The sequence below is a fragment of the Streptomyces sp. NPDC051214 genome (assembly GCF_040682375.1).
In the GTDB taxonomy this organism is placed as follows: domain Bacteria; phylum Actinomycetota; class Actinomycetes; order Streptomycetales; family Streptomycetaceae; genus Streptomyces.
In genome coordinates this window covers 150,364-170,110 of sequence record NZ_JBFBAT010000005.1, presented here as the reverse complement: position 1 = coordinate 170,110, position 19,747 = coordinate 150,364, and the positions used below count along the sequence as shown (strand labels likewise).

Annotated in this window: 21 protein-coding genes; 8 read left to right on the top strand and 13 right to left on the bottom strand. The window is 71.8% G+C overall.

Annotation, left to right across the window (positions count from 1 at the left end; genetic code table 11):
* Positions 1 to 27 precede the first annotated feature (27 nt).
* From AB0M70_RS14700 to AB0M70_RS14680, 5 genes are all read right to left on the bottom strand, one after another.
* The gene (locus AB0M70_RS14700; RefSeq protein WP_365820115.1) at positions 28 to 1,698 is read right to left on the bottom strand and encodes a lipid II flippase MurJ; all 1,671 of its coding nucleotides are present in this window, start codon (positions 1,696 to 1,698) and stop codon (positions 28 to 30) included.
* Entirely contained in the window at positions 1,695 to 1,919 is a 225-nt protein-coding gene (locus AB0M70_RS14695) for a hypothetical protein (RefSeq protein ID WP_365820113.1), read from the bottom strand. The genes AB0M70_RS14700 and AB0M70_RS14695 overlap by 4 nt, the downstream gene beginning before the upstream one ends.
* Positions 1,916 to 3,181, bottom strand: coding sequence for an O-antigen ligase family protein (locus AB0M70_RS14690; RefSeq protein WP_365820674.1), 1,266 nt, complete (start codon positions 3,179 to 3,181; stop codon positions 1,916 to 1,918). The genes AB0M70_RS14695 and AB0M70_RS14690 overlap by 4 nt, the downstream gene beginning before the upstream one ends.
* A 98-nt stretch (positions 3,182 to 3,279) precedes the next feature.
* Positions 3,280 to 4,758, bottom strand: a complete 1,479-nt coding sequence (locus AB0M70_RS14685; protein ID WP_365820111.1) for a sugar transferase — start codon at positions 4,756 to 4,758, stop codon at positions 3,280 to 3,282.
* Positions 4,755 to 5,909 (bottom strand): glycosyltransferase, encoded by a 1,155-nt coding sequence (locus AB0M70_RS14680; protein WP_365820109.1) that lies wholly within the window; start codon positions 5,907 to 5,909, stop codon positions 4,755 to 4,757. Before AB0M70_RS14680 ends, AB0M70_RS14685 begins: the two co-directional genes overlap by 4 nt.
* A 346-nt stretch (positions 5,910 to 6,255) precedes the next feature.
* Here AB0M70_RS14680 and AB0M70_RS14675 point away from each other — a divergent pair, with 346 nt between their 5' ends.
* From AB0M70_RS14675 to AB0M70_RS14645, 7 genes are all read left to right on the top strand, one after another.
* Positions 6,256 to 6,495: a chaplin gene (locus AB0M70_RS14675; protein ID WP_365820107.1), complete on the top strand. Its 240-nt coding sequence runs from the start codon at positions 6,256 to 6,258 to the stop codon at positions 6,493 to 6,495.
* A gap of 178 nt (positions 6,496 to 6,673) precedes the next feature.
* Positions 6,674 to 7,351, top strand: coding sequence for a hypothetical protein (locus AB0M70_RS14670; protein WP_365820105.1), 678 nt, complete (start codon positions 6,674 to 6,676; stop codon positions 7,349 to 7,351).
* 223 nt (positions 7,352 to 7,574) lie between these two features.
* Complete coding sequence (locus tag AB0M70_RS14665; RefSeq protein ID WP_365820102.1) at positions 7,575 to 7,856, top strand: hypothetical protein; 282 nt, start codon at positions 7,575 to 7,577, stop codon at positions 7,854 to 7,856.
* Positions 7,857 to 8,078: 222 nt separating this feature from the next.
* Positions 8,079 to 8,582 (top strand): DUF5949 family protein, encoded by a 504-nt coding sequence (locus AB0M70_RS14660; RefSeq protein WP_365820100.1) that lies wholly within the window; start codon positions 8,079 to 8,081, stop codon positions 8,580 to 8,582.
* An 83-nt stretch (positions 8,583 to 8,665) separates the two neighbouring features.
* A complete protein-coding gene (locus tag AB0M70_RS14655) occupies positions 8,666 to 9,316 on the top strand; it encodes a vitamin K epoxide reductase family protein (RefSeq protein ID WP_365820098.1) in 651 nt (216 codons plus the stop codon).
* A gap of 45 nt (positions 9,317 to 9,361) precedes the next feature.
* Positions 9,362 to 9,778 (top strand): tyrosinase family oxidase copper chaperone, encoded by a 417-nt coding sequence (locus tag AB0M70_RS14650; RefSeq protein WP_365820096.1) that lies wholly within the window; start codon positions 9,362 to 9,364, stop codon positions 9,776 to 9,778.
* A gap of 39 nt (positions 9,779 to 9,817) precedes the next feature.
* On the top strand, positions 9,818 to 10,690 hold the full coding sequence (locus tag AB0M70_RS14645) for a tyrosinase family protein (protein ID WP_365820094.1): 873 nt from the start codon (positions 9,818 to 9,820) through the stop codon (positions 10,688 to 10,690).
* Between the two features lie 76 nt (positions 10,691 to 10,766).
* Here the strand turns inward: AB0M70_RS14645 and AB0M70_RS14640 are convergent, their stop codons facing one another.
* Positions 10,767 to 11,039 (bottom strand): chaplin, encoded by a 273-nt coding sequence (locus tag AB0M70_RS14640; protein ID WP_365820092.1) that lies wholly within the window; start codon positions 11,037 to 11,039, stop codon positions 10,767 to 10,769.
* 177 nt (positions 11,040 to 11,216) lie between these two features.
* Here AB0M70_RS14640 and AB0M70_RS14635 point away from each other — a divergent pair, with 177 nt between their 5' ends.
* Positions 11,217 to 11,462: a hypothetical protein gene (locus tag AB0M70_RS14635; RefSeq protein ID WP_365820090.1), complete on the top strand. Its 246-nt coding sequence runs from the start codon at positions 11,217 to 11,219 to the stop codon at positions 11,460 to 11,462.
* Positions 11,463 to 11,518: 56 nt separating this feature from the next.
* Here the strand turns inward: AB0M70_RS14635 and AB0M70_RS14630 are convergent, their stop codons facing one another.
* From AB0M70_RS14630 to AB0M70_RS14600, 7 genes are all read right to left on the bottom strand, one after another.
* A complete protein-coding gene (locus AB0M70_RS14630) occupies positions 11,519 to 12,520 on the bottom strand; it encodes a beta-ketoacyl-ACP synthase III (RefSeq protein WP_365820088.1) in 1,002 nt (333 codons plus the stop codon).
* Positions 12,517 to 13,179, bottom strand: coding sequence for a DUF6875 domain-containing protein (locus AB0M70_RS14625; protein ID WP_365820086.1), 663 nt, complete (start codon positions 13,177 to 13,179; stop codon positions 12,517 to 12,519). The genes AB0M70_RS14630 and AB0M70_RS14625 overlap by 4 nt, the downstream gene beginning before the upstream one ends.
* A 176-nt stretch (positions 13,180 to 13,355) precedes the next feature.
* Positions 13,356 to 13,997 carry a hemerythrin domain-containing protein gene (locus AB0M70_RS14620; protein WP_365820084.1) on the bottom strand — a complete coding sequence of 214 codons (642 nt, stop codon included), beginning with the start codon at positions 13,995 to 13,997 and terminating at the stop codon, positions 13,356 to 13,358.
* Between the two features lie 64 nt (positions 13,998 to 14,061).
* Positions 14,062 to 15,900 (bottom strand): acyl-CoA dehydrogenase, encoded by a 1,839-nt coding sequence (locus tag AB0M70_RS14615; protein WP_365820082.1) that lies wholly within the window; start codon positions 15,898 to 15,900, stop codon positions 14,062 to 14,064.
* The gene (locus AB0M70_RS14610) at positions 15,897 to 17,000 is read right to left on the bottom strand and encodes a histidinol-phosphate transaminase (protein WP_365820080.1); all 1,104 of its coding nucleotides are present in this window, start codon (positions 16,998 to 17,000) and stop codon (positions 15,897 to 15,899) included. Before AB0M70_RS14610 ends, AB0M70_RS14615 begins: the two co-directional genes overlap by 4 nt.
* Before the next feature lie 59 nt (positions 17,001 to 17,059).
* Positions 17,060 to 18,709 carry an AMP-binding protein gene (locus tag AB0M70_RS14605; RefSeq protein WP_365820078.1) on the bottom strand — a complete coding sequence of 550 codons (1,650 nt, stop codon included), beginning with the start codon at positions 18,707 to 18,709 and terminating at the stop codon, positions 17,060 to 17,062.
* A 2-nt stretch (positions 18,710 to 18,711) separates the two neighbouring features.
* Positions 18,712 to 19,722: an acyl-CoA desaturase gene (locus AB0M70_RS14600; RefSeq protein WP_365820076.1), complete on the bottom strand. Its 1,011-nt coding sequence runs from the start codon at positions 19,720 to 19,722 to the stop codon at positions 18,712 to 18,714.
* Positions 19,723 to 19,747 lie beyond the last annotated feature (25 nt).

The following is a 19,747-nucleotide window of genomic DNA, read 5'->3' as shown; positions in this document are numbered from 1 at the left end:
GAACGGGGGGTCTCACCGAGTGCTGTGTCAACGGACATGCGTGAGCTTTCGTGTGGCGGATGTGACGGAGCGTGCGACGGAGCGGAGGACGGGCCCGACGGCCTCGGCCCTCAGGGCCCAGAGCACCAGGACGAACACGGCGGAGACGGTCGAGGCGCCGGCGGCGAAGGCGGCGAACGGCGATCCGAGTGCGCTCGCGACGGCGGCGCCCGCCCCGGTGGCGCACACCGCGGCGGCCACGGGCTTGGCCAGCTCGCCGAGCACCCCGCGGACCCGGATCGGCACATTGCGCGGCCCCATCCCGCACAGCAGCACGCAGGCCGCGACGCTGATGCCCGCCGCGTTGGCGAGCGCGATGCCGCGTACGCCCCACAGGTCCACCGCCCAGCTGCCGGCCCCGGCGGTCGCGGCGACCCCGAGTGCCATCGCGCCCAGTGGGAACCACGTGGCCCGGCCGCCGGAGAAGTAGGAGCGGGTGAGCGCCCCCACCAGCGTGTGGCCGAGGAGCCCCAGGGCGTACACGCGCATCACGGCCGCCGTGGCGACGGTGTCGTCCGCGGTGAACGCGCCGCGTTGGAAGAGGAGGTGGATGAGCTGGGGCGCGCAGGCGATCACCACGGCGGTGCCGAGGAGCACCACGCAGCCGGCCAGGCCCAGGTCCCGCTCGACGCGTGACCTCGCGCGCCTGACGTCGCCTTCGGCCAGGGCCCGCGCGACGACGGGGAGCGTGACCGTGCACAGCATCAGGGAGAGGATCATCGGCACCTGCGCCACTTTTTGCGCGTAGTTGAGGTGCGAGATGGCCCCCGAGGGCAGCGAGGACGCCAGGAAACGCTCGATGAGCACCTGCGACTGCCGGCACAGCGCGAACAGCAGCACGGTCGCGACGAGGGTGCCGCTCATCAGCGCGGGGGCCGAGGGACCCACGGCCTTCTCGTCGGGCGCGTCCGCCGTGTCGCGGGTGAGCTGACGCCAGAGCGAGGGGGCCTGGACGAGCACCATGAGTACGCCGCCGACCGCGACGCCGAGTGCCGCGGCCCGGACGCCGTAACGGGGAGCCAGGACGAACACCGCGGTGATGATGCCGATGTTGTAGAAGACGTAGATGCCCGCGGGGGCCACGAACCGGCGGTGGGCGCGCAGGGCCGCGCTGCAGTATCCGGCGAGGCCGAAGGTGAAGACGCAGGTGGCGGTGAGCAGCGTGCAGTCCACGGCGAGGCGCGGGTCGGGCAGACCCGGGGCGAGGACGTCCACCAGGACCGGCGCCCCGGCCATCAGGATCAGCGCGACCGCCCCGGAGGCCAGCATCAGGCGGGGCAGCGACGCGGCGACAAGGGCGCGGACGGGATCGCGGCGCGCGCCCTGGCCCCGGCGGGCGAGCGCCATGCTGAAGGCGGGGACGAGGGCGAAGGCAAGGCCGTCCTCGATGAGCAGAGTGGTGGCCACCTCGGGGACGGTCCACGCGACGAGGAAGGCGTCGGTCTCGGGTCCCGCCCCGAAGAAGTGGGCCAGCGCCTGGTCGCGTACGAGCCCGAGGACCGAGCCGGCCACCGTGAGGGCCGCGGTGATCAGGGCAGCCTTGGCGAGGAAGCCGTTGGAGGGGTCCGAGCCCCTGGCGGGCCCGGCCTCGGTGGCCGGAGCGGGCACCTTGCCCTTGCCCGCAGGGCCCGCGTCCACGGAGTGCGTGGTGGAGGTCATCGCGCCGCCTCTCCCCGCAGCGGGGCGGACAGCGCGCGGCCGGACAGCGCCCACCAGGCGACGAGCCCGAGCACCGAGCCGCCCACCGTGATCAGGGCGGCCGTGGCGAGGAAGCCGTTGGAGGGGTCCGAGCCCCTGGCGGGCCCGGCCTCGGTGGCCGGAGCGGGCACCTTGCCCTTGCCCGCAGGGCCAGCGTCCACGGAATGCGTGGTCGAGGTCATCGCGCCACCTCCCCCGGCATCGACGCGGACAGCGCACGCCCGGACAACGCCCACCAGGCGACGAGCCCTAGGACCACGGCCATGAGCACCGTCGAGGGGCCGCCGATGTCGGCGTAGGAGAAGTCCACGAGCTGCCACAGCAGCAGGCCGCACGCGACGAGCGCGCAGTCCGCGCCCGCGCTCCCGCGCACCCGCACGAGCCGCCGCAGGCCAAGGAGCAGGAACGCCGCCCAGCTGCCCACCAGCGCGCACAGGCCGAGCAGCCCCTGCTCGCCGAGGACTAGGAGGTACATGTTGTGCGGGGAGAGCAGCGGCTGGCGGTTGAACCCGGCGCCCGCGCCCGCGGTGTCGCTCGCCGAGGAGAGGGCCAGCGAGGCGTGGCTGTCGCGGTGGTCGGGGAAGGCCTTGAGCCCCACGCCCGTCACCGGCTCGGCCCGCCACATGTCCACCGCCGCGGCCCACATGGTGTACCGGTCGGTGACCGACTGGTCGGGGGCGTCGGAGACCTGCGTGATGCTGGTGACGCGCTCCTGCAGCAGCTGCGTGCCGATGCCGAGACCGCCCACGAGGACCACGGCCGCGGCAGCCGTCGCCGCGAGGGCCCGCAGCGCGTTCCGTACGCCCGCGAGCCCCAGTTGGGCTCCGCAGGCCACGACGGTGGCGATCCAGGCGCCGCGGCTGAAGGAGAGCGCGAGCGGAACGGTCAGGAGCAGCGCGCAGGCAAGGGCCATCTGACGCTGTCTCGGGGAGGCCGGGCCGAGCGCGAGAGCGACCGCGCACACCACGCCGTACGACACCACCGTCGACATTCCCATGACGTCGCTCGCGCCGAAGGTCCCCACGGCACGGACGTCCGAACCCATGTAGCTGGCGCCCGTGCCCGTGACGTACTGATGGACGCCGATCGAGCCCTGGAACAGGGCGAGACCGATCAGCGACCAGGCCACCAGGCGGAAGTCGCGGCGGTCGCGGACGAGCAGCAGGACCGCGGCCGGCACGAGGACGAAGACCTGCAGATAGCGCGCGAGGCCGGTCACCCCTGCGGTGGCGGTGCTCGCACCGACCGCCGCGACCGCGATGCCGACCACCGGCATGCCGAGCACGACGGCCGCGGTCCGGGTCAGCGGCCGCTGCGCCCCGCGCACGGTGCGGACCACGCACCAGAGGACCACCAGGGCGGAGGCCGCGTCCGCGACCGTGCCGCCGCCCGCGCCGCCCTCGCTCGGCGGGACCGGCAGCGCGAGCAGGGCGACCACGGCCATGACGGGCAGCACGGGGCCGGCGCTCCGGAGCGCCGAGATGATCGCGGCGGCCGGTGAGCCGGGCGGGACGAGCGTGATCGGGGCACTGTTCAACGAGGTCAGCTCCCCGTCGGGCGGACGAGGGAGACGGCGGTGCGCAGCAGGATGCAGAGGTCCTGCCAGAACGACCAGCTGTCGATGTAGGCGTTGTCGAACCGGCACCGGTCCTCGATCGAGGTGTCCCCCCGCAGCCCCTGGATCTGGGCGAGCCCGGTGATGCCGGTCGGCATCCGGTGACGCTCGGCGTATCCGGGATAGGTCTGGCTGAACTTGCCGACGAAGTACGGGCGTTCGGGCCGCGGCCCGACCAGGCTCATGTCGCCCCGCAGGACGTTCCACAGCTGGGGAAGCTCGTCGAGCGACGAGCGGCGCAGGAACTGGCAGAACCGGCTCATGTGCTGCTCGCCCGCGACGGTCCACCGGGTCGCGGCCTCGTGCGGGTCGGCGGGCCGGTGCGTACGGAACTTCAGCAGGGTGAAGGGCCGGCCGCCCCGGCCGATGCGTTCCTGCCGGAAGATCACCCCGGGGCCGTCGGTGGCCCGCAGGACGGCGGCGCACGTGAGGAGCACGGGGCTGATGAGCAGCAGCAGGGCCCCCGAGGTCACGAGGTCGAGGGCGCGCTTGCTGACGCTGAAGTGCCTGCGCCGCACGGGTACGAGCTGACGGCAGGGGAACCCCGCGAGCCGCCCGGATCTGGCCTGGCGCCCCGGCGCGTCGTAGCCCGGCGGCTGCGTCGCGTCGACCGCCCATACGTCACAGCCCGAACTGCTCAGCGTCCGCAGCCAGCCGATCTGCTCGGGGCCCGGGGTCGGTCCGACGACCAGGACCGTGCGCACGGAGTTCTGGATGACCGCGCGGCGCAGCTCCTCCATCGTGGAGAGGACCGGCAGTTCGGCGCCCTCCGACTCCGGGCGCTCGGCGGGCGCGTCGCCGACGATGCCCACGGGCCGCACCCCGGCCCGCGGATGGCGCAGCACTGCTTCCGCCACGCGCCGCGCGACGGTGCCGGGGCCGACCACCAGGGCCGGGCGCGGCTGGCGGAGCGCCGCCCTGCGCGCCCATCCGTACAGGGCGCCGCGGCCCGCGCAGCACAGCACGCTCTGGAGCGCCGCCGCCGTGCACAGGGTGGTGAGGGAGAGCGGCTCCAGGGCGGAGACGCTCGCGGCGAGGAGCCCCACGGCGCACCAGCTCAGGAGGGCCTGCCAGGCGAGCGACGGCAGTTCGTCCAGGGCGCAGGGCACGGCGAGCGGGCGGTACAGCGCGGCGCGGGCGTTCAGGCCGGTCACCGCGGCCAGCAGCAGGGCCACGAGCAAAGGGTGGCGCTGCGGTCCGGCGAGCAGCACGGTGCCGAGGAGAACGGCACCGCAGTCGACGGCGACCAGGGGCACGGCCGACGAGCGGCGCGCCGAAGCCCCCCAGGTGATGCTGGTCCTGCGGCCGCCCCCGGCCCCGCGGGGTGGGATGACCGAGGCGGTGGCGATGGCGTGGTCGGCCGCCCGTGGCTGCGCGGCAGGGGCGACGGTTCGTTCCGCACTCACGGGTTGATGGACTCCCTGCACTTGATGGGTCCCACGCCCAGTAGCTCGCGGTACACGGCCGCGACAGCGTCCGCGGTGTGCCGCACGTCGTGGGTGTTCAGGACGTGGCGGTGCGCTGCCCGGCCGAGGGACTCACGCAGGGGCGGATCGCCGAGGAGACGGAGGAGGGCGCGCGCCAGTGCCTCGGGGTCCTCGGCGGGGACCAGGCCGTGGGACGCCAGCTCGGGTGGCAGGCTCTCGCGCGCGCCGTTCACGTCGGTGACGACCACGGGGCGGGCGCAGGCCATCGCCTCCAGGGGTACGAGTGCCATGCCCTCCCAGCGGGACGGCAGCACCACGAGGTCGGCCGCCTGGTACCAGGGGGTGGCGTCCCCGACGTCTCCGGCGAACCACACGGAGGCGGGCGCCCGCTCGCGCAGACCGGCCGCGTCGGGACCGTCCCCGACGAGCACGAGTCGGGCGAGCGGCAGCCGCTCGGCGACCGATGCCCAGGCCCGCAGCAGGACGTCCTGCCCCTTCTGCCGGCACAGCCGCCCCACGCACACGACCAGAAGCTCCTGCCGGGTGAGCCCGAGGCCGGTCCGTGCCGCCTGCGCGGCCACCGGCCGGAAGCGTTCCACGTCCACCCCGTTCGGGATCACGGACCAGGGCGCGTCGATGCCGGAGCGCTGCCCGGTGAGCCGCTCGGCCTCGCTGACGCAGACCATGTGCGTGGCCCAGCGCGCCCCGAAGCGCTCCCAGTGCCGGGCGAGCCGCGCGGTCACCCCGCCGACGGCCTCGAAGGACCAGGCGTGCGGCTGGAAGACCGTGGGCACCTTGCCGCGCAGGGCGAGCCGGGCGGCGAGCCCGGCCTTGGCGCTGTGCGCGTGCACGACGTCCGGGCGCAGGTCGCCGACGATGCGGGCGAGGCGCCGCACCTCGTCCGGGAGCCCCGGCCCCGGGGAACGGGCCGCCGCCCACGCGTGCGTGCCGCTTCCCAGGCCGCGCACGGCATCCGGCAGCCGGCCGTCCTCCGGGCACGCCACGTCGACCCGCATCCCGGTGGACAGCTGGGACTTCACGAGGTCGGTGGCCACGCGGGCCACTCCGCCGTCGACGGGCTGGGCGACATGAAGGACACTCAGCCGGTGGTCAGTTGATGACAGTTGCATGACCGGCGTTGCCCTTTCGGGAAAGGTCCGAACCGGGAGGGAGAATGTAAATGCGACAGTCACACCGGACTCGTAACTTCCCGCACTTGTTCGTACAAATGACTTCAGGAGGAGAGCAACACTAGCCGTTTTCCGCATTAATCCAGGAAGGCTGACAAGTGTGTCGGAAACGTGAAGTGCGTAACGCCCGGAACCTGCCGGGAGCACGGCCCGAAGGGCCCCTCGCGTTAACCCGGCGCCAGCAGATCACCCTTTTGGGCCCACAACTCCTGCGGGCGACATCCGTTGATCCATGGGCCGGGCACCCCGCCCTGCCGAGCATCAACTGACCAAGGAGCAACCCCGCATGTCGCGTACCGCGAAGGCCCTCGCCCTCTCCACCGTTGCCGTGGCCGCCATGGCCGGCAGCGCCGGCATCGCCGCCGCCGACGCCGGCGCCGAGGGTGCGGCCGTCGGCTCGCCCGGCGTCCTCTCGGGCAACATGGCCCAGGTCCCGGTCCACATCCCGGTCAACGTCTGCGGCAACACCGTGAACGTGATCGGCCTGCTGAACCCGGCGTTCGGCAACACCTGCGTCAACAGCTGACGCTTCGGCAAGACGCACTGAGCGACGGCCGTTCTCCCCCGAGGAGGACGGCCGTCGTGCGTTCCCTCCCCTGCCCGTACGGCCGCCATGCCCCCGAATGGCAGTCGCTCGGTTGCGGTCGGTCCGCACCGCTTTCACGGTGAACACAAGATCCGACGCATCACCGAAGGGAACACCCATGCGCGCTCTGCCCGTACGGCGTATCGCGACCACCGTCCTCTGCGCCTCCCTCCTCGTCGGGACGGCAGGCCCCGCCATCGCCGCCGAGAGCGACACCGCGCATGGCAGCACCCAGGAGGCGGCCCGCGCACCGGTCCCCGACGCGGAGAAGCTGCTGGCCCAGGTCAAGATTCTGGGCGACGCGGGTGGTGTGCTCACCCCCGTCACCGATCTGCTCACCGCCGTGCTCAAGGCCGACCAGGGTCAACTGCCGGCCGAGGACGCCACGAAGCTCGCCACCCCGGTGAAGGACGCCATCACGAAGGCATCGGCCCTGCCCTCCAAGGCCCCGGAACTCCCCCAGACCCCGGCGGTCCCCGAGGCCCAGATGCTCCCCAAGCCCCTGGCGCTCCCCAAGGCACTGCCGGATGACGAGACCGCGTCCGCCGACCCGAAGGCCGACGCCCTGAAGGCGCTGCAGACCTCGGTCGACGCCCTCATCAAGGCGGCCACGGGAGGCGACGCCAAGGCGGTGGCCGGGTCGGCCCCGACCGTGGTGACCGATCTCGTCAACCTCGTCGCCGCCACGCTGATCGGCGGCGGCCTCCCCGCTCCCGACCTCGCGGGGCTCCCGGCCCTGCCGAAGGCCCCGGAGCAGCCCGCGGCCCAGGCGCCCCAGACGCCCGCGCTCTCCTGAGCTGAGATCGGCCTCACCCGTCGCGTCGGTCTTCAGGGCCTGCGCGGCGGGTTTTTCACGTCCTCGCGGCCGTCCATCTCATACGAGAATGAGACACCGCCTTCGTTCGGGTGGGTTCCGTGAATTTCCGCCGCACAGAGTTTCCGGCGTTCCAGGCGCTCGTTACCCATGGCGAAGTGAAAATCCCCTCTGGCGACCGTCCGTCGCCGCAGAAAGGAACACGATGAAGCCCCTGAAGGCTGCCGCTGTCGTTGCCGGATCCCTGGTCATCGCGGGTGCCGCCGCCCCCGCCTTCGCCGCCGACCTCACGCCCACCAGCCTGAATGGTGCAGTCGACACGATCGCCGGCTCGACGTCTTCCCTCGACGCGGCCCCGCTGGCCACCAACGCCCTTGACACCGAGAACAAGGACTCGGTCGTCAACGCCGTGTCAGGTGCCGCGGAAAGCCTGCACGCGGGTGGCGGCGCCGGCAAGCTCCTCGGCGGACTTCCCGTCGCCAAGTAGAGCGCCCTCCGCTTCTCACACCAGGGCCGGTTCCGCGGACGTATTCCGCGGAACCGGCCCTCGGGCTTTTCCCGGCTATTCCGCATTCCCCGGGCCCAGTTCGACTGCGTGGTCTCGGAGTTCGACCGGCGCGTGCCCCGATCGTGTGATCGCTCGTCCGTACTCACCCAGTTCAGTGAAAGATGGGCCCGGACGTCGGGAACACATCGATACCGTTCCCGGATGACCTCGACATCGAGCGAAACCCGCACTTTCCGAGCCGCCGATCTGGGCACCCTCACCGTGATCGCCTGGAGTGGTGAACACCCCGAAGACGAAAAGGACATGCCTTTCCTGCTCGCCTATTCGCTCGGTGACGGCGAGGGCGGCCCCGAGGGCTCGGCCGAAGCCATCGAGCTCTTGCTGCAGAACACCGGGCTCCCCGTCGGCGGCCCCGTCATCGAGACCTCCCGCAACCCGAGCCTGCCGGTCACCCTCCTCGTCGAGGCCGGGCAGGCCGTGCTGACCATGCCGCACCTCAACGCCCAGTGCGTGGTGCCGCCGGAGTGGCTCGCCGCGGTCGGCGAGCGTGGCCACGCCTACTTCATGTTCACCACGCGCCCCTGGCCCGAGGCCAAGCCCGGCGTCGCGCTCACCGAGGAGGCCCTCGCGGCGTTCGCGGGCGCCGAGGAGACCGTGGCCGGCTCCGCGCACTGCCTGGTCACCGCGAAGAGCCTGCGCGGCTAGGAACGGCCGACAGCGCCCGTACACGACTGGAGCCCGCCGGTCGGGACAGACCGGCGGTCCCCGGCACCAGTGAGGACACCGCGATGCACACCAAGACGCCCCTCCCCGCGGCCCGTGAGCCCGAAGTTTCCCCGGGCCACGCGGAGCCGCCGCCCACCGGCACCGGCGGGAGCCGTGCGTTCGCGCTGCTCCTGGTGATCACGGGCGCCGCGGGGCTGCTCGCGGCCTGGGTCATCACGCTGGACAAGTTCAAGCTCCTCGAAGACCCGGACTACACCCCCGGCTGCAGCCTCAACCCGGTCGTCTCCTGCGGCAACATCATGACGAGCGACCAGGCGTCGGTCTTCGGGTTCCCCAACCCGATGCTGGGTCTTGCCGCCTACGCCGCCGTGATGTGCGTCGGCATGAGCCTGCTGGGCGGCGCGCGCTTCCCGCGCTGGTACTACCTGACGCTGAACGCGGGCACGCTCTTCGGGGTCGCCTTCTGCACCTGGCTGCAGTACCAGTCGCTGTACGAGATCAACTCGCTGTGCCTGTGGTGCTGCCTCGCCTGGGCCGCCACGATCACCCTGTTCTGGTACGTGACCTCGTTCAACGTCCGCAACGGTCTGCTGCCCGCGCCCGCCGGACTGCGTACGTTCCTCGGCGAGTTCACCTGGGTGCTTCCGGTGCTGCACATCGGCGTCGTCGGCATGCTGATCCTCACGCGCTGGTGGGACTTCTGGACCAGCTGACACCCCGCACGCCAGCACGTCAGCACGCGCAAGGAGGCATCACCAGTGGCCAGAGGAACAGCGGCCGGCCGGCGTGGCCCGGGGTGGCTCACCCGCCGGGCGACGACGGGCGGCCTCATCGGGGTCGCGCTCGCCGCGGTGTCGGCCCAGGCCGCCCTCCAGTGGCGGACCCGGGAGCCGGCTGAGGACCCGCCGTCCGACGCCCTCGGTGACGGCTCGTTCGACGAGGTCTACGCGGGCCGCCACATCCGGGGGACGCGCGTGGCCGGGGGGGCTCAACACCCGGACGGCGCCTGGGACATCACCGTGGACGGGCGTCCGCTCCACCTCATGCGGCGCGCCGACGGCGGCTATCTGAGCATGATCGACCACTACCAGTCGTATCCGACGCCGCTCATCGCCACGCGCAGAGCAGTGGACGAGCTCGGCCGTGGTCGGCAACTGCGCGACAGGACGGCCTGATCACCGCCGCGCACACCCCGATCGGAGGAGCGAACCGAAGTGGTCCACACGCGCAAGAACCAGGCCCGGCTGACCAGCGCCGAGAAGCGGCGGTTCGTCAACGCGGTGCTCGATCTCAAACGCAGGGGCGAGTACGACGAGTTCGTGCGGATCCACGTCGAGCACTACGTGTCCGACGGGGAGGACGGCCTGCGGGTGGCCCACATGACGCCCTCGTTCCTGCCCTGGCACCGCAGGTTCCTCCTGGAGTTCGAGCGGGCCCTGCAGCGCCTCGACTCCTCGGTGACCGTCCCGTACTGGGACTGGACGGCGGACAGGTCACCGGGCGCCTCGCTCTGGGGCAGCGGGCTCATGGGCGGCAACGGACGGCGCTCCGACCGGCAGGTCATGACCGGGCCGTTCGCGCGGTCGAACGGGACCTGGATCATCACGGAGGGGGAGACGGACGGCGACTTCCTCATGCGCGACTTCGGCCGGCCGCAGAACCCGATCGAACTGCCCACGAAGGCGACGCTGGACTGGGCCATGCGCGACCCGGTGTACGACAGGGCGCCCTGGGACTCCACGTCGGACGGCGGCTTCCGCAACAAGCTGGAGGGGTGGACGTCCGGCGCCGGCAACAGCAAGTGGCGCAACCACAACCGCGTCCACCGCTGGGTCGGCGGCCACATGCTCGGCGGCGCTTCCGTCAACGACCCCGTGTTCTGGCTGAACCACGCCTTCGTGGACCTGCTGTGGGACCGCTGGCAGGCCCGGCACCCCCGCTCCGCGCCCTACCTGCCCGAGAAGCCGCCGGGGCCCGGGAAGCGCCCGCTGCACGGCCGTATCTGCGCCCGCTTCGAGCGGATGCCGCCGTGGGACGTGAAGCCGGACGAGCTGATCGGCCACCGGGGCATCTATCGGTATGCGTGAGGGGCGGGCCGCGTGAGGGCCGGGCAGGGAAGAGCCCCCGGCGGTCACGGACCGCCGGGGGCTCCCACACGGGGGATCAGCCGCCGTAGCCGTGGCCGCCCTTGTGGCCGTCGGCGTTGACGCAGGTGTTGCCGAAGGCCGGGTTCAGCAGCCCGATGACGTCGACAGTGTTGCCGCACACGTTGACCGGGACGTGGACCGGGACCTGGACGAGGTTGCCCGAGAGGACGCCGGGCGAGCCGACGGCCGCACCCTGGGCGCCCGCGTCGGCCATGGCCATACCGGTGCCACTGAGCACCACGGCGCCGGTGCCGACGGCAACAGCGGCTGCCTTCGCGATGCGAGACATCACGTTCTCCTTTGAATTGACGAGTACCGCCGCATGCACGCGGCCGTACGGTCCCTTCAACGGCGTCATCGACCGCAGGTAACGGCACTGATCGGTACATCATTGGTGAAATCGGCTGGGTGCCCGTGTCCAGGGCTCCGCCGAGCCGTTGCGCATCACATGATCTCAACACGACGTATGGCCGCCGTCCTCGCTCTCGCCGCCGGCGCCTCCGCCCTGGCCGCGCCCGCCGCGAGCGCCGAAGCCATCAGCCCCACCGGCTTGGTCAACTCGCTCGCCACGTCCCAGATCCCCGAGGAGCAGCGCGCCGAGATGCCCACCGTCACCGAGCAGCTCAGCGGCCTCAACAACCTGTACGAGCTGCAGCAGCTCCACCAGGTGACCGACCTGGCCGCGCCCGTCACGGGTCTGCTCAACGCCTAGTACCGGTCATGCGCGACGTGCGGCGGGGTCGGGTCCTTCGTGGGCCCGGCCCCGCCTCACGGCATGGTGGCCACGACCGACGCGTACGAGAGGCCCGCGCCGTAGCCGAGCAGCAGGGCCGTGTCGCCGGGCTTCGCCTCGCCCGACGCGAGCACCGCGTCCATGGCCAGCGGGATGGAAGCGCCGGACGTGTTGCCCGAGGTCACGATGTCCTTGGCCACCCGCACCCGCTCCGGCAGGCCGATGCGCTTGGCCATCGCGTCGATGATGCGGACGTTCGCCTGGTGCGGGATGAAGACGTCGAGGTCGGCGGGGGTGATGCCCGCGGCCTCCAGGGCCTGGCCCGCGACCTCGGCCATCTCGTAGACGGCCCAGCGGAAGACCCGCTGCCCCTCCTGCCGCATCCACGGGAACTCCTGGTCCGGCGCGTCCCTGAGCACGTCCCACGGGGCGGTCTGCTCGATCGCGTCCGCCTGGGAGCCGTCCGCTCCCCAGACCGCGGGGCCGATGGCGGGGGTCTCGGAGGGGCCGATCACCACGGCGCCCGCTCCGTCCCCGAAGATGAACGCGGTCGAGCGGTCCCTGAGGTTCAGCAGGTCGGTCATCCGTTCCACGCCGACGACCAGGACATGGCCGCCGCGGCTGCGGACCGCGTCCGCCGCGAGCACCACGCCGTGCACGAACCCGGCGCACCCCGCCGACAGGTCGAAGGCCGCCGCGCCCCGCGCGCCGACGCGGTGCGCGATCTCCGTCGCGACGGCCGGAGTCTGCTTGAGGTAGGTGAAGGTCGCCGCGATGACGCAGGTGATGTCGGCCGGCGTGATGCCCGCCGCCGCGATGGCCTTGGCGGCGGCCTCCTCGGCCATCACCGCCAGGGTCTCGTCGGGCCCTGCCCAGCGCCGGGTGCGGATTCCCGTGCGGGAGCGGATCCACTCGTCCGACGAGTCGATGAGGCTGCACGCCTCTTCGTTGTCGACGATCCGTTGCGGGCGGTACGTGCCCACGCCCATGATCCGTGCGTAGCGGGCCCCCTGGGACGTGCTCAGCGCCGGGCTCACGGGGTGCCCCACTTGTCCCGTGCCTCGGCGAAGGCCTCGGCGAACAGCGGATCGGCCACCGAGCCCCGCTCGTGTCTGCCCCCGTACCGCTCCTCGTAGGCGGCGAACCACTCGGGGTCCGAGTCGAGGAACAGGACGTCGTGGAAGGCCATCCAGCGCATGGCCAGCATCGGCACCGGGGAGCGCGAGACCTCGAACTCCGGGTTGCGCGCCGCCCGTTCGTCGCAGTCGGGGTGGAACTGCGCCAGCATCAGGCCGCGGCCCACCAGTTCGGGCTTGGCGAGCGCGTGTGCCTCGTCGAGCAGGCGGTTGCTGCCCTCGGGCAGTCCCGTCAGGACCAGGACCAGGGTGTGCAGGACGCGGTTGCGGCCCTCCCAGCGTGTCGCCTCGAAGGTCTCGGCCATGCGGCGCACGAGGTCCAGCATTCCTTCGGCGTCGACGTCCGGGTCGACCTGCCACTCCTCGATGCGGAAGCTCTGCGCCTTCATCGAGGATTCGACGAACGGGCAGACGGCGCCCTCCCGGTTGATACGCTCGTGCGGGCGCATGATGAACTCTTCTATCCACTGCCGCCCCCGTTCCAGGGGCGATGCGGCCGCGCGGTCTGGTGTGTCCGCCCTCCCGTACTGGGGAGTGACGGCCGATACCGACGGACTCATGAGGGTTCCCTCCGTGATTCAGGACGCACTGAACCGCCACCCGGACTCGCGTGACGCAGAGGGGTGTTGAGGTCGCGACGCGACTCAGCGGTTCAGCTCGGGCAGTTGTGGTTCTTGGCCGGTCAACTCATCTCGGGGCGGTGCTCGTCCGGTGACGTGCGGCGGTCCGGTGGGTCTCAGTAGTTGTCGCCGAAGGCGGCGCGCTGCCGCTTCTCCAGCCAGCCGCTGAACAGCTTGCCGATCGGTGCGGCGGCGACCCCGCCCTGCTCCCCCGGTCCGGCCACGGACAGCAGCCAGGCCGGCATGAAGCGCAGCGTCCAGCCGGGCGCGGTCTTGCGCATATGGGTCGCGAAGCCCTTCCAGATCTGCTTGCCGAGGGCCGGGGCGAGCCGGCCGAGGAGTTCGCGCTCCTCGTCGCCGGCGTGGCCGGCAAGCTGTTCGCGCACCTCCTCCGTGCGTTTGGCCAGTTCTGTCGCGGCCGCGGGCTCGGTGCCCAGGCGCTTGCTCGTCTCGTGCCAGGTGTGCAGCACCTTCGCCAGCTCTTCGTGCTCGGCGGTCATCAGGGCCAACGCCTCCTGGTCGGCGCCCAGTTCGCGCAGGCGCGGCCAGAGGAAGTCGTCCTCGCCCTCGTGGTGGTGCTCGATCACCTGGAACAGCTTGTCCACGTAGTCGCGCAGGGCGGCGGCCTGTTCGGGGTCGGGTGTACGGGCCAGCTGCTCGGCGCTGCGGGCCACGCGGTCGAGGTCGCGCACCATGGCACGGTGGGCCAGCAGCATCGTCTGGTGGCCCGAGGGCAGGTGGGCGATGGACTCGGTCATGAATGTCGCTCCTTACAGGTCAACGGCGTGCGGCACGGGTGTCCGCGCGCCGGGTGCTTCGGGTTCACCAGGCCTCGTCCGGCACGGCCATGAGCACCGTGTCCGTGTGCTCCGCGATACGTCGCTCTGCGGTCAGCAGCGGGAGCACCTCCTGGACGAAGAACCTGGCTGTTGCGATCTTGCCTCGGCAGAAGGCCGCGTCGGGGGCGTTCAGGCCATCCGGGGATGCCGCCAGCTTCGACTCGGCCACCGTGGCCTGCCGCAGCAGGAGCCAGCCGACGAGTACGTCGCCGGCCGCCATCAGGAGCCTGGTCGTGTTCCGTCCCACCTGGTACATCGCCGTGGACTGCTCGAAGGAACGCAGCAGGTGGCCGCCCATGACGTCGGCGATGGCCCGCAGTTGTCCGACCGCCTCGGCCAACTGGGCATGGGCCGCGTCGAGTTCCGTGCCCGACTCGGTGCGGGCTGTCTTCTCCACCTCGGTCAGGAGTGCGCCGAGCGCGGCGCCCTGGTCCTTCGCCACCTTGCGGAAGAAGAAGTCAAGGCCCTGGATCGCGGTGGTTCCCTCGTACAGCGTGTCGATCTTCGTGTCGCGGATGTACTGCTCCAGCGGGAAGTCCTTGAGGTAGCCGGCGCCCCCGAAGATCTGCAGGGAGTGGTTGAGCTGCTCGCAGGCGCGCTCCGAGCTGTAGCCCTTGACGATCGGCAGGAGCAGGTAGTTGAGTGCCTTCGCCTCCTCGTCGACGCCGCCCGCGGCCTCGGCCTCGGCGATCCGGTCCTGCACCGTCGCGGTGTACAGGACCAGGGCGCGCAGGCCCTCGGCGTACGCCTTCTGGAGCAGCAGGGAGCGCCTCACCTCAGGGTGGCGGTTGACGGGGACCTTCGGCGCGGACTTGTCGCCGAAGGCCGCCAGGTCCGTGCCCTGGAGGCGTTCCCGTGCGTACGCGGCCGCGTTCAGGTAGCCGGTGGACAGGGTGGCCGCCGACTTGGTGCCGACGATCATCCGGGCCTGCTCGATGACCTGGAACATCTGGCGTATGCCGTCGTGGACCTCGCCGAGCAGTACGCCGACGGCCGGCTGTTCCGCGCCGAAGGTGAGCTCGCAGGTGGCCGAGGACTTCAGGCCCATCTTGTCCTCGAGGGCGGTGGCGAACACGCCGTTGCGTTCGCCGAGGCGGCCCGTGGAGTCGTCGGCGACGTGGAACTTCGGCACCAGGAAGAGCGAGAGGCCCTTCGTGCCCGGCTTGTGACCCTCGGGCCTGGCGAGCACGAAGTGCACGATGTTCTCGGCCAGGTCATGCTCGCCGGAGGTGATGAACCGCTTGACGCCCTCGATGTGCCAGGTGCCGTCGGGCTGCCGGACCGCCTTGGTCCGGCAGGCGCCCACGTCGCTGCCCGCGTCCGGCTCGGTGAGCACCATGGTCGCGCCCCACTGCCGGTCGACCATGAGGCGGGCAAGGCGCCGCTGCCCCGGGGTGCCGAGGCGGTCGAGGATCTTCGCGAAGCCCGCGAGCCCTTGGTAGAGGTAGAGGGAGGGGTTGGCGCCGAGTGCGAGCTCGGCGACGGCCCAGCGCAGGGACGGCGGGATGTCGGCGCCGCCCAGTGACGACGGCAGGTCGAGCAGGTGCCAGCCGGCTTCCATCCAGGTGCGGTACGCCTGCTTGAAGGAGTCGGGCAGCGCGACCGAACGGGTCGCCGGGTCGTAGCGCGGCGGGGTGCGGTCGGCCTCGACGAAGGGGTCCGCCAGTTCGTGCACGGCGAGCCGCTCCACCTCGGCCAGGATGCCGCGCGCGGTGTCACAGCCCGTCGCCTCGAAGGCACCCCTGCCGTACGTGCGGTCGCAGCCGAGGACCTCGAAGAGGTTGAACTCCAGGTCCCGCAGGTTCGACTTGTAGTGGCTCATGGCGCGCGGTGTCCGAGCAGGGCGGCGAGCGCCGTGGCGAGCCGCTCGACCTCGTCCACGGTCCCGACGGAGATCCGCAGGTAGCCGGGGAGTCCGAGCACGTCGAGGTTGCGCACGAAGATGCGGTGCTCGGCCGCGAGCCGGGCCGCGAATGCGACGCTGTCACCCGGGGCCGCGCCCTCCCCCGGCACCTTGGCCATCACGAAGTTGGAGACGGACGGGGCGTGTTCGATGTTCAGGGTGTCCAGGGACTTGCAGAGCAGTTCCCTGGCCCGTGCGTTGTCGGCGCGTACCCGGTCGATGTGCTCGGGCTGTTCGAGGGCCCGCAGCACGGCCCGCTGGGCCGGCCGGTTGACGTTGAAGGGCAGGGCGCCCGCGACGCCGCCGATCCGCCGGATGAGGTCCTGGGGGCCGATGACGAAGCCCATCCGGACCGAGGCGAGCCCCCAGGCCTTGGAGAAGGTGCGGGTCACCAGGACCCGGCGGCCCGCGCGCACCGCGTCCAGGGCGAACTCGTGGGCGGGGCCCGCGAAGTCCATGTACGCCTCGTCGAAGACGAGCACCGTGCCGCTGCGCTCCGCGGCGTCGATCAGCGCCGTCACGGCCGCCCGGTCGAGCACCGCTCCGGTCGGGTTGAGCGGATTGCAGACGAAGGCGAGCTCGGCGCCCCGCTCCATCTCGGCCACGACCCCGTCGACCGGGATCGAGGCGCCCTCCAGCGGGACCGTGTGCGCCCGCGCTCCGACGGCCGCTGCGGAGACCACGTAGCCGGGGAAGGTGGTGGCGGTGGTGACGACGGAGGCGCCGGGCTCGCGCAGGAACGCCATCGACGTGACGAGGACCAGTTCGTCGGTGCCGTTGCCGACCGCGACCATGTCGGGGGTGACCCCGAAGTGCGCGGCCAGTTTCCCGCGGAGCTCCCCGCACTCGCTGTCGGGGTACCGGTTGAGGTAGCTCGCCGCCTCCGCGCGCACGGCGTCGACGGTTCCGGGCGGCGGGCCGTACGGGTTCTCGTTGAGGTGCAGTCGCAGATGGTCCTCCTTGCCGACGATCTCGGTGTCGGCGAAGAAGCCCGGTGGTGGTGCCTGGACCTGAGGCATGTGGATCCCTTCTCGTACGGTGTCGCCACCCCGGGCCGGCCGTTGTGCGGCCGGCCCGGTCAGCCCAGTTGGACGCGCGCTATGGTCTGCAGCTGGTCGGCCTCCCCGCCGAGCAGTGCCCGGCAGCGGAAGCGCTGGATCTTGCCGCTCGGTGTCCGCGGCAGGTGGCCGCGCTCCACGAAGACGCACTCGGAGAGCGCGATGCCCGACTTCTCCCTGGCCACGGCGGCGGCCTGGTCGGCGATGAGCGCGAAGTCGGCGCTGCTGCGCTTGGGTTCGAGCAGGAGGACCAGCTTGGAGACGCCGCCGCCCGCCATGTCGACGAGCGCCGAGCAACCCTTGCGGACCGGGCCCATCGCCTCGACCGCCGACTCGATCTCGCTGGTGTAGACGTTGCGTCCGCCCACCGAGATCAGGTCGTCGGCCCTGCCGACGAAGTACACCTCCCCGTCGTGGACGAAGCCCAGGTCACCGGTGTGCAGGACGCCGTCGTGGAACCGCTCGGCGGTGCGCTCGGCGTCGTTGAGGTAGCCGGAGGCCAGGCTCGGCGAGTCGACGCGCAGCTCGGAGACCCGGTCTCGTTCCTTGGTGGTCACCGTGACGCCGGGCAGCGGGGGCCCGTTGGAGACGAGCCGGGTGGCGCCCGGCGCGTCATCGGGGACCTCGACGATGCGGCCGTCGAGCAGCGCGGGGCCGTCGAAGCTGCGGGTGACGGGGGTCTCGCCGAGCGGGGAGCAGGAGACGGCGAGGGTCGCCTCGGCCATGCCGTACGCGGGCATGAACGCCGTGGGCGAGAAGCCCGAGGGGCCGAACGCGGTGACGGTGGCCTCCAGGGTCTCCCAGTCGACGCGTTCCGCCCCCACCACGCAGACCTTCAGGGCCAGCGGCTTGGGCAGCTGGTTGCGGCCCTGGGCGCGGGCGGCCAGGTGCAGGGCGGTGTTGGTGCCCGCGGTCATGGTGGCGCCGTACTCGGACATGTCGCGGAACCAGGTGCGCGGTGCCATGCCGAACCGCTCGGGCGACGACAGGACGAAGTCGTAGTCGAAGGCCCAGGCGTGCAGCATGGTGCCGAAGATGCCCATGTCGTGCGAGAGCGGCAGCCAGGAGGCGATCGTCTCGGCGCCGGGGCGCCCGCCCGTCATCTCGTGGAGCATGTGCAGATGGGTGGCGATGGCCCGGGTGCTGAGCTCGCAGCCCTTGGGCAGGCTGGTGCTGCCCGAGGAGTACTGGATGAAGGCGGTGTCCTCGGGGCCCGGCGGCGTCGGGTCGATGCGCCGGTCGCCGTAGAGAGACGTCCAGTTGAGCACCGGCAGCCGGGCGGCGAGCTCCGCGGGGACGAGCGGCGCGAGGGCCTCGTCGATGAGGAGCACCGTGGGGCCGAGCCGCTCGGTGAGCAGGCTCAGCTGGGCGCCGTACTCCTGCGGGCTCTGGCCGCGGGCCGGCAGCGGGAACGAGGCGACGGCCCCGCCCGCGAGCCAGACCCCGAGGAGTCCGCGCAGGGTGTGCGCCGAGTTGGTCAGGACGGTGGCGACCCGGCTGCCGGGTCCGACTCCGGCGGCGCGCAGGGTGGCCGCCATGCCGTGCGCGTCGTCGACGACCTCGCTCCAGGGGGTGTGCCCGAAGCCGTCGTCCTCCTGCCAGTGGTGCAGGACTCCGTGGGAATCGTCGCGCAGGAGAAGATCCCAGAGTCCGGTGCCGGTGGCTGCCATGGCTACTCCACATCCACGAGGGAGAGATCGTTTCCGCCGCGCGAACGGTCCGCCATGGGCGCGATCCGCTGCTGGCTGACCAGGAGTTCCTCCTGGCTGAGCTTGGTGCCGCTGACCCGGCTGACGCCGGCCTCGCGCATCGTCATCCGCTCGGTGTCGATGCGGATGACCTTCCAGGCGAGGCGGGTCTTCTCCAGGCTCCAGATGAAGATCGCGGAGAGGTCGACCTCGTACCACTTCATGCCGTGCCGGGCGGAGCGCGGGAACGCGTGGTGGTTGTTGTGCCAGGCCTCGCCGAAGGAGGGCAGGGCCAGCCAGGCGACGTTGCGGGAGTGGTCGGTGGTGGTGAAGCGGCGGCGGCCGAAGTAGTGGCCGATGGAGTTCACCGCGTACGTCATGTGGTTGATGAGGAAGATGCGTACGAGACCGCCCCACAGCATGCCCGTGAACAGCGCCTGGACGGAGCCGCCCGTGATGGCGAAGGCGAGCAGGCCCGGCAGGACGACACCGGCGGCGACGACGGCCACGAAGTTCTCGCTGAGCCAGCGCAGCGGCTTCTCGCGGACCAGGTCGGGGCAGTAGCGGATCGGGTCGGAGCTGAGGTCCTCGTCGAAGAGCCAGCCGAGGTGGGCGTGCCACATGCCGGCGATGGCGCCCTTGAAGCCGGGCTCGAAGCCCAGGTGCGGGCTGTGCGGGTCGCCTTCCTTGTCGGCGACGCGGTGGTGCTTGCGGTGGTGGGCCGCCCAGATGATCGGCGGTCCCTGTCCGGCGAGCACGCCCGCCGTGGCGAGGGCGACACGGACCGGCTTGTACGTCTCGAAGGAGCGGTGGGTCAGCATGCGGTGGTAGCCGGTGGATATGCCGATCCCGGATATGACGTACATGACGACCGTGACCAGGACGTCCGTCCAGCCGAAGATGTGGTTCCAGGCCAGCACCATGGCGGCGCCGAGTGCGAGCAGCGGCACCAGGGAGGCCGCGAGCATGTACCAGCGGTGTTCCTTGCCGTCCATTTCTTCCCCTTACTTTCGTTGGTCT

What these genes read in the sequence shown, in the direction of transcription:
- AB0M70_RS14700 (WP_365820115.1), bottom strand. Translation starts at nt 1,698, where the DNA reads ATGACCTCCACCACGCACTCCGTGGACGCGGGCCCTGCGGGCAAGGGC.
- AB0M70_RS14695 (WP_365820113.1), bottom strand. Translation starts at nt 1,919, where the DNA reads ATGACCTCGACCACGCATTCCGTGGACGCTGGCCCTGCGGGCAAGGGC.
- AB0M70_RS14690 (WP_365820674.1), bottom strand. Translation starts at nt 3,181, where the DNA reads ATGGCCGTGGTCGCCCTGCTCGCGCTGCCGGTCCCGCCGAGCGAGGGC.
- AB0M70_RS14680 (WP_365820109.1), bottom strand. Translation starts at nt 5,909, where the DNA reads ATGCAACTGTCATCAACTGACCACCGGCTGAGTGTCCTTCATGTCGCC.
- AB0M70_RS14675 (WP_365820107.1), top strand. Translation starts at nt 6,256, where the DNA reads ATGTCGCGTACCGCGAAGGCCCTCGCCCTCTCCACCGTTGCCGTGGCC.
- AB0M70_RS14670 (WP_365820105.1), top strand. Translation starts at nt 6,674, where the DNA reads ATGCGCGCTCTGCCCGTACGGCGTATCGCGACCACCGTCCTCTGCGCC.
- AB0M70_RS14665 (WP_365820102.1), top strand. Translation starts at nt 7,575, where the DNA reads ATGAAGCCCCTGAAGGCTGCCGCTGTCGTTGCCGGATCCCTGGTCATC.
- AB0M70_RS14660 (WP_365820100.1), top strand. Translation starts at nt 8,079, where the DNA reads ATGACCTCGACATCGAGCGAAACCCGCACTTTCCGAGCCGCCGATCTG.
- AB0M70_RS14655 (WP_365820098.1), top strand. Translation starts at nt 8,666, where the DNA reads ATGCACACCAAGACGCCCCTCCCCGCGGCCCGTGAGCCCGAAGTTTCC.
- AB0M70_RS14640 (WP_365820092.1), bottom strand. Translation starts at nt 11,039, where the DNA reads ATGTCTCGCATCGCGAAGGCAGCCGCTGTTGCCGTCGGCACCGGCGCC.
- AB0M70_RS14635 (WP_365820090.1), top strand. Translation starts at nt 11,217, where the DNA reads ATGGCCGCCGTCCTCGCTCTCGCCGCCGGCGCCTCCGCCCTGGCCGCG.
- AB0M70_RS14625 (WP_365820086.1), bottom strand. Translation starts at nt 13,179, where the DNA reads ATGAGTCCGTCGGTATCGGCCGTCACTCCCCAGTACGGGAGGGCGGAC.
- AB0M70_RS14620 (WP_365820084.1), bottom strand. Translation starts at nt 13,997, where the DNA reads ATGACCGAGTCCATCGCCCACCTGCCCTCGGGCCACCAGACGATGCTG.
- AB0M70_RS14615 (WP_365820082.1), bottom strand. Translation starts at nt 15,900, where the DNA reads ATGAGCCACTACAAGTCGAACCTGCGGGACCTGGAGTTCAACCTCTTC.
- AB0M70_RS14610 (WP_365820080.1), bottom strand. Translation starts at nt 17,000, where the DNA reads ATGCCTCAGGTCCAGGCACCACCACCGGGCTTCTTCGCCGACACCGAG.
- AB0M70_RS14605 (WP_365820078.1), bottom strand. Translation starts at nt 18,709, where the DNA reads ATGGCAGCCACCGGCACCGGACTCTGGGATCTTCTCCTGCGCGACGAT.
- AB0M70_RS14600 (WP_365820076.1), bottom strand. Translation starts at nt 19,722, where the DNA reads ATGGACGGCAAGGAACACCGCTGGTACATGCTCGCGGCCTCCCTGGTG.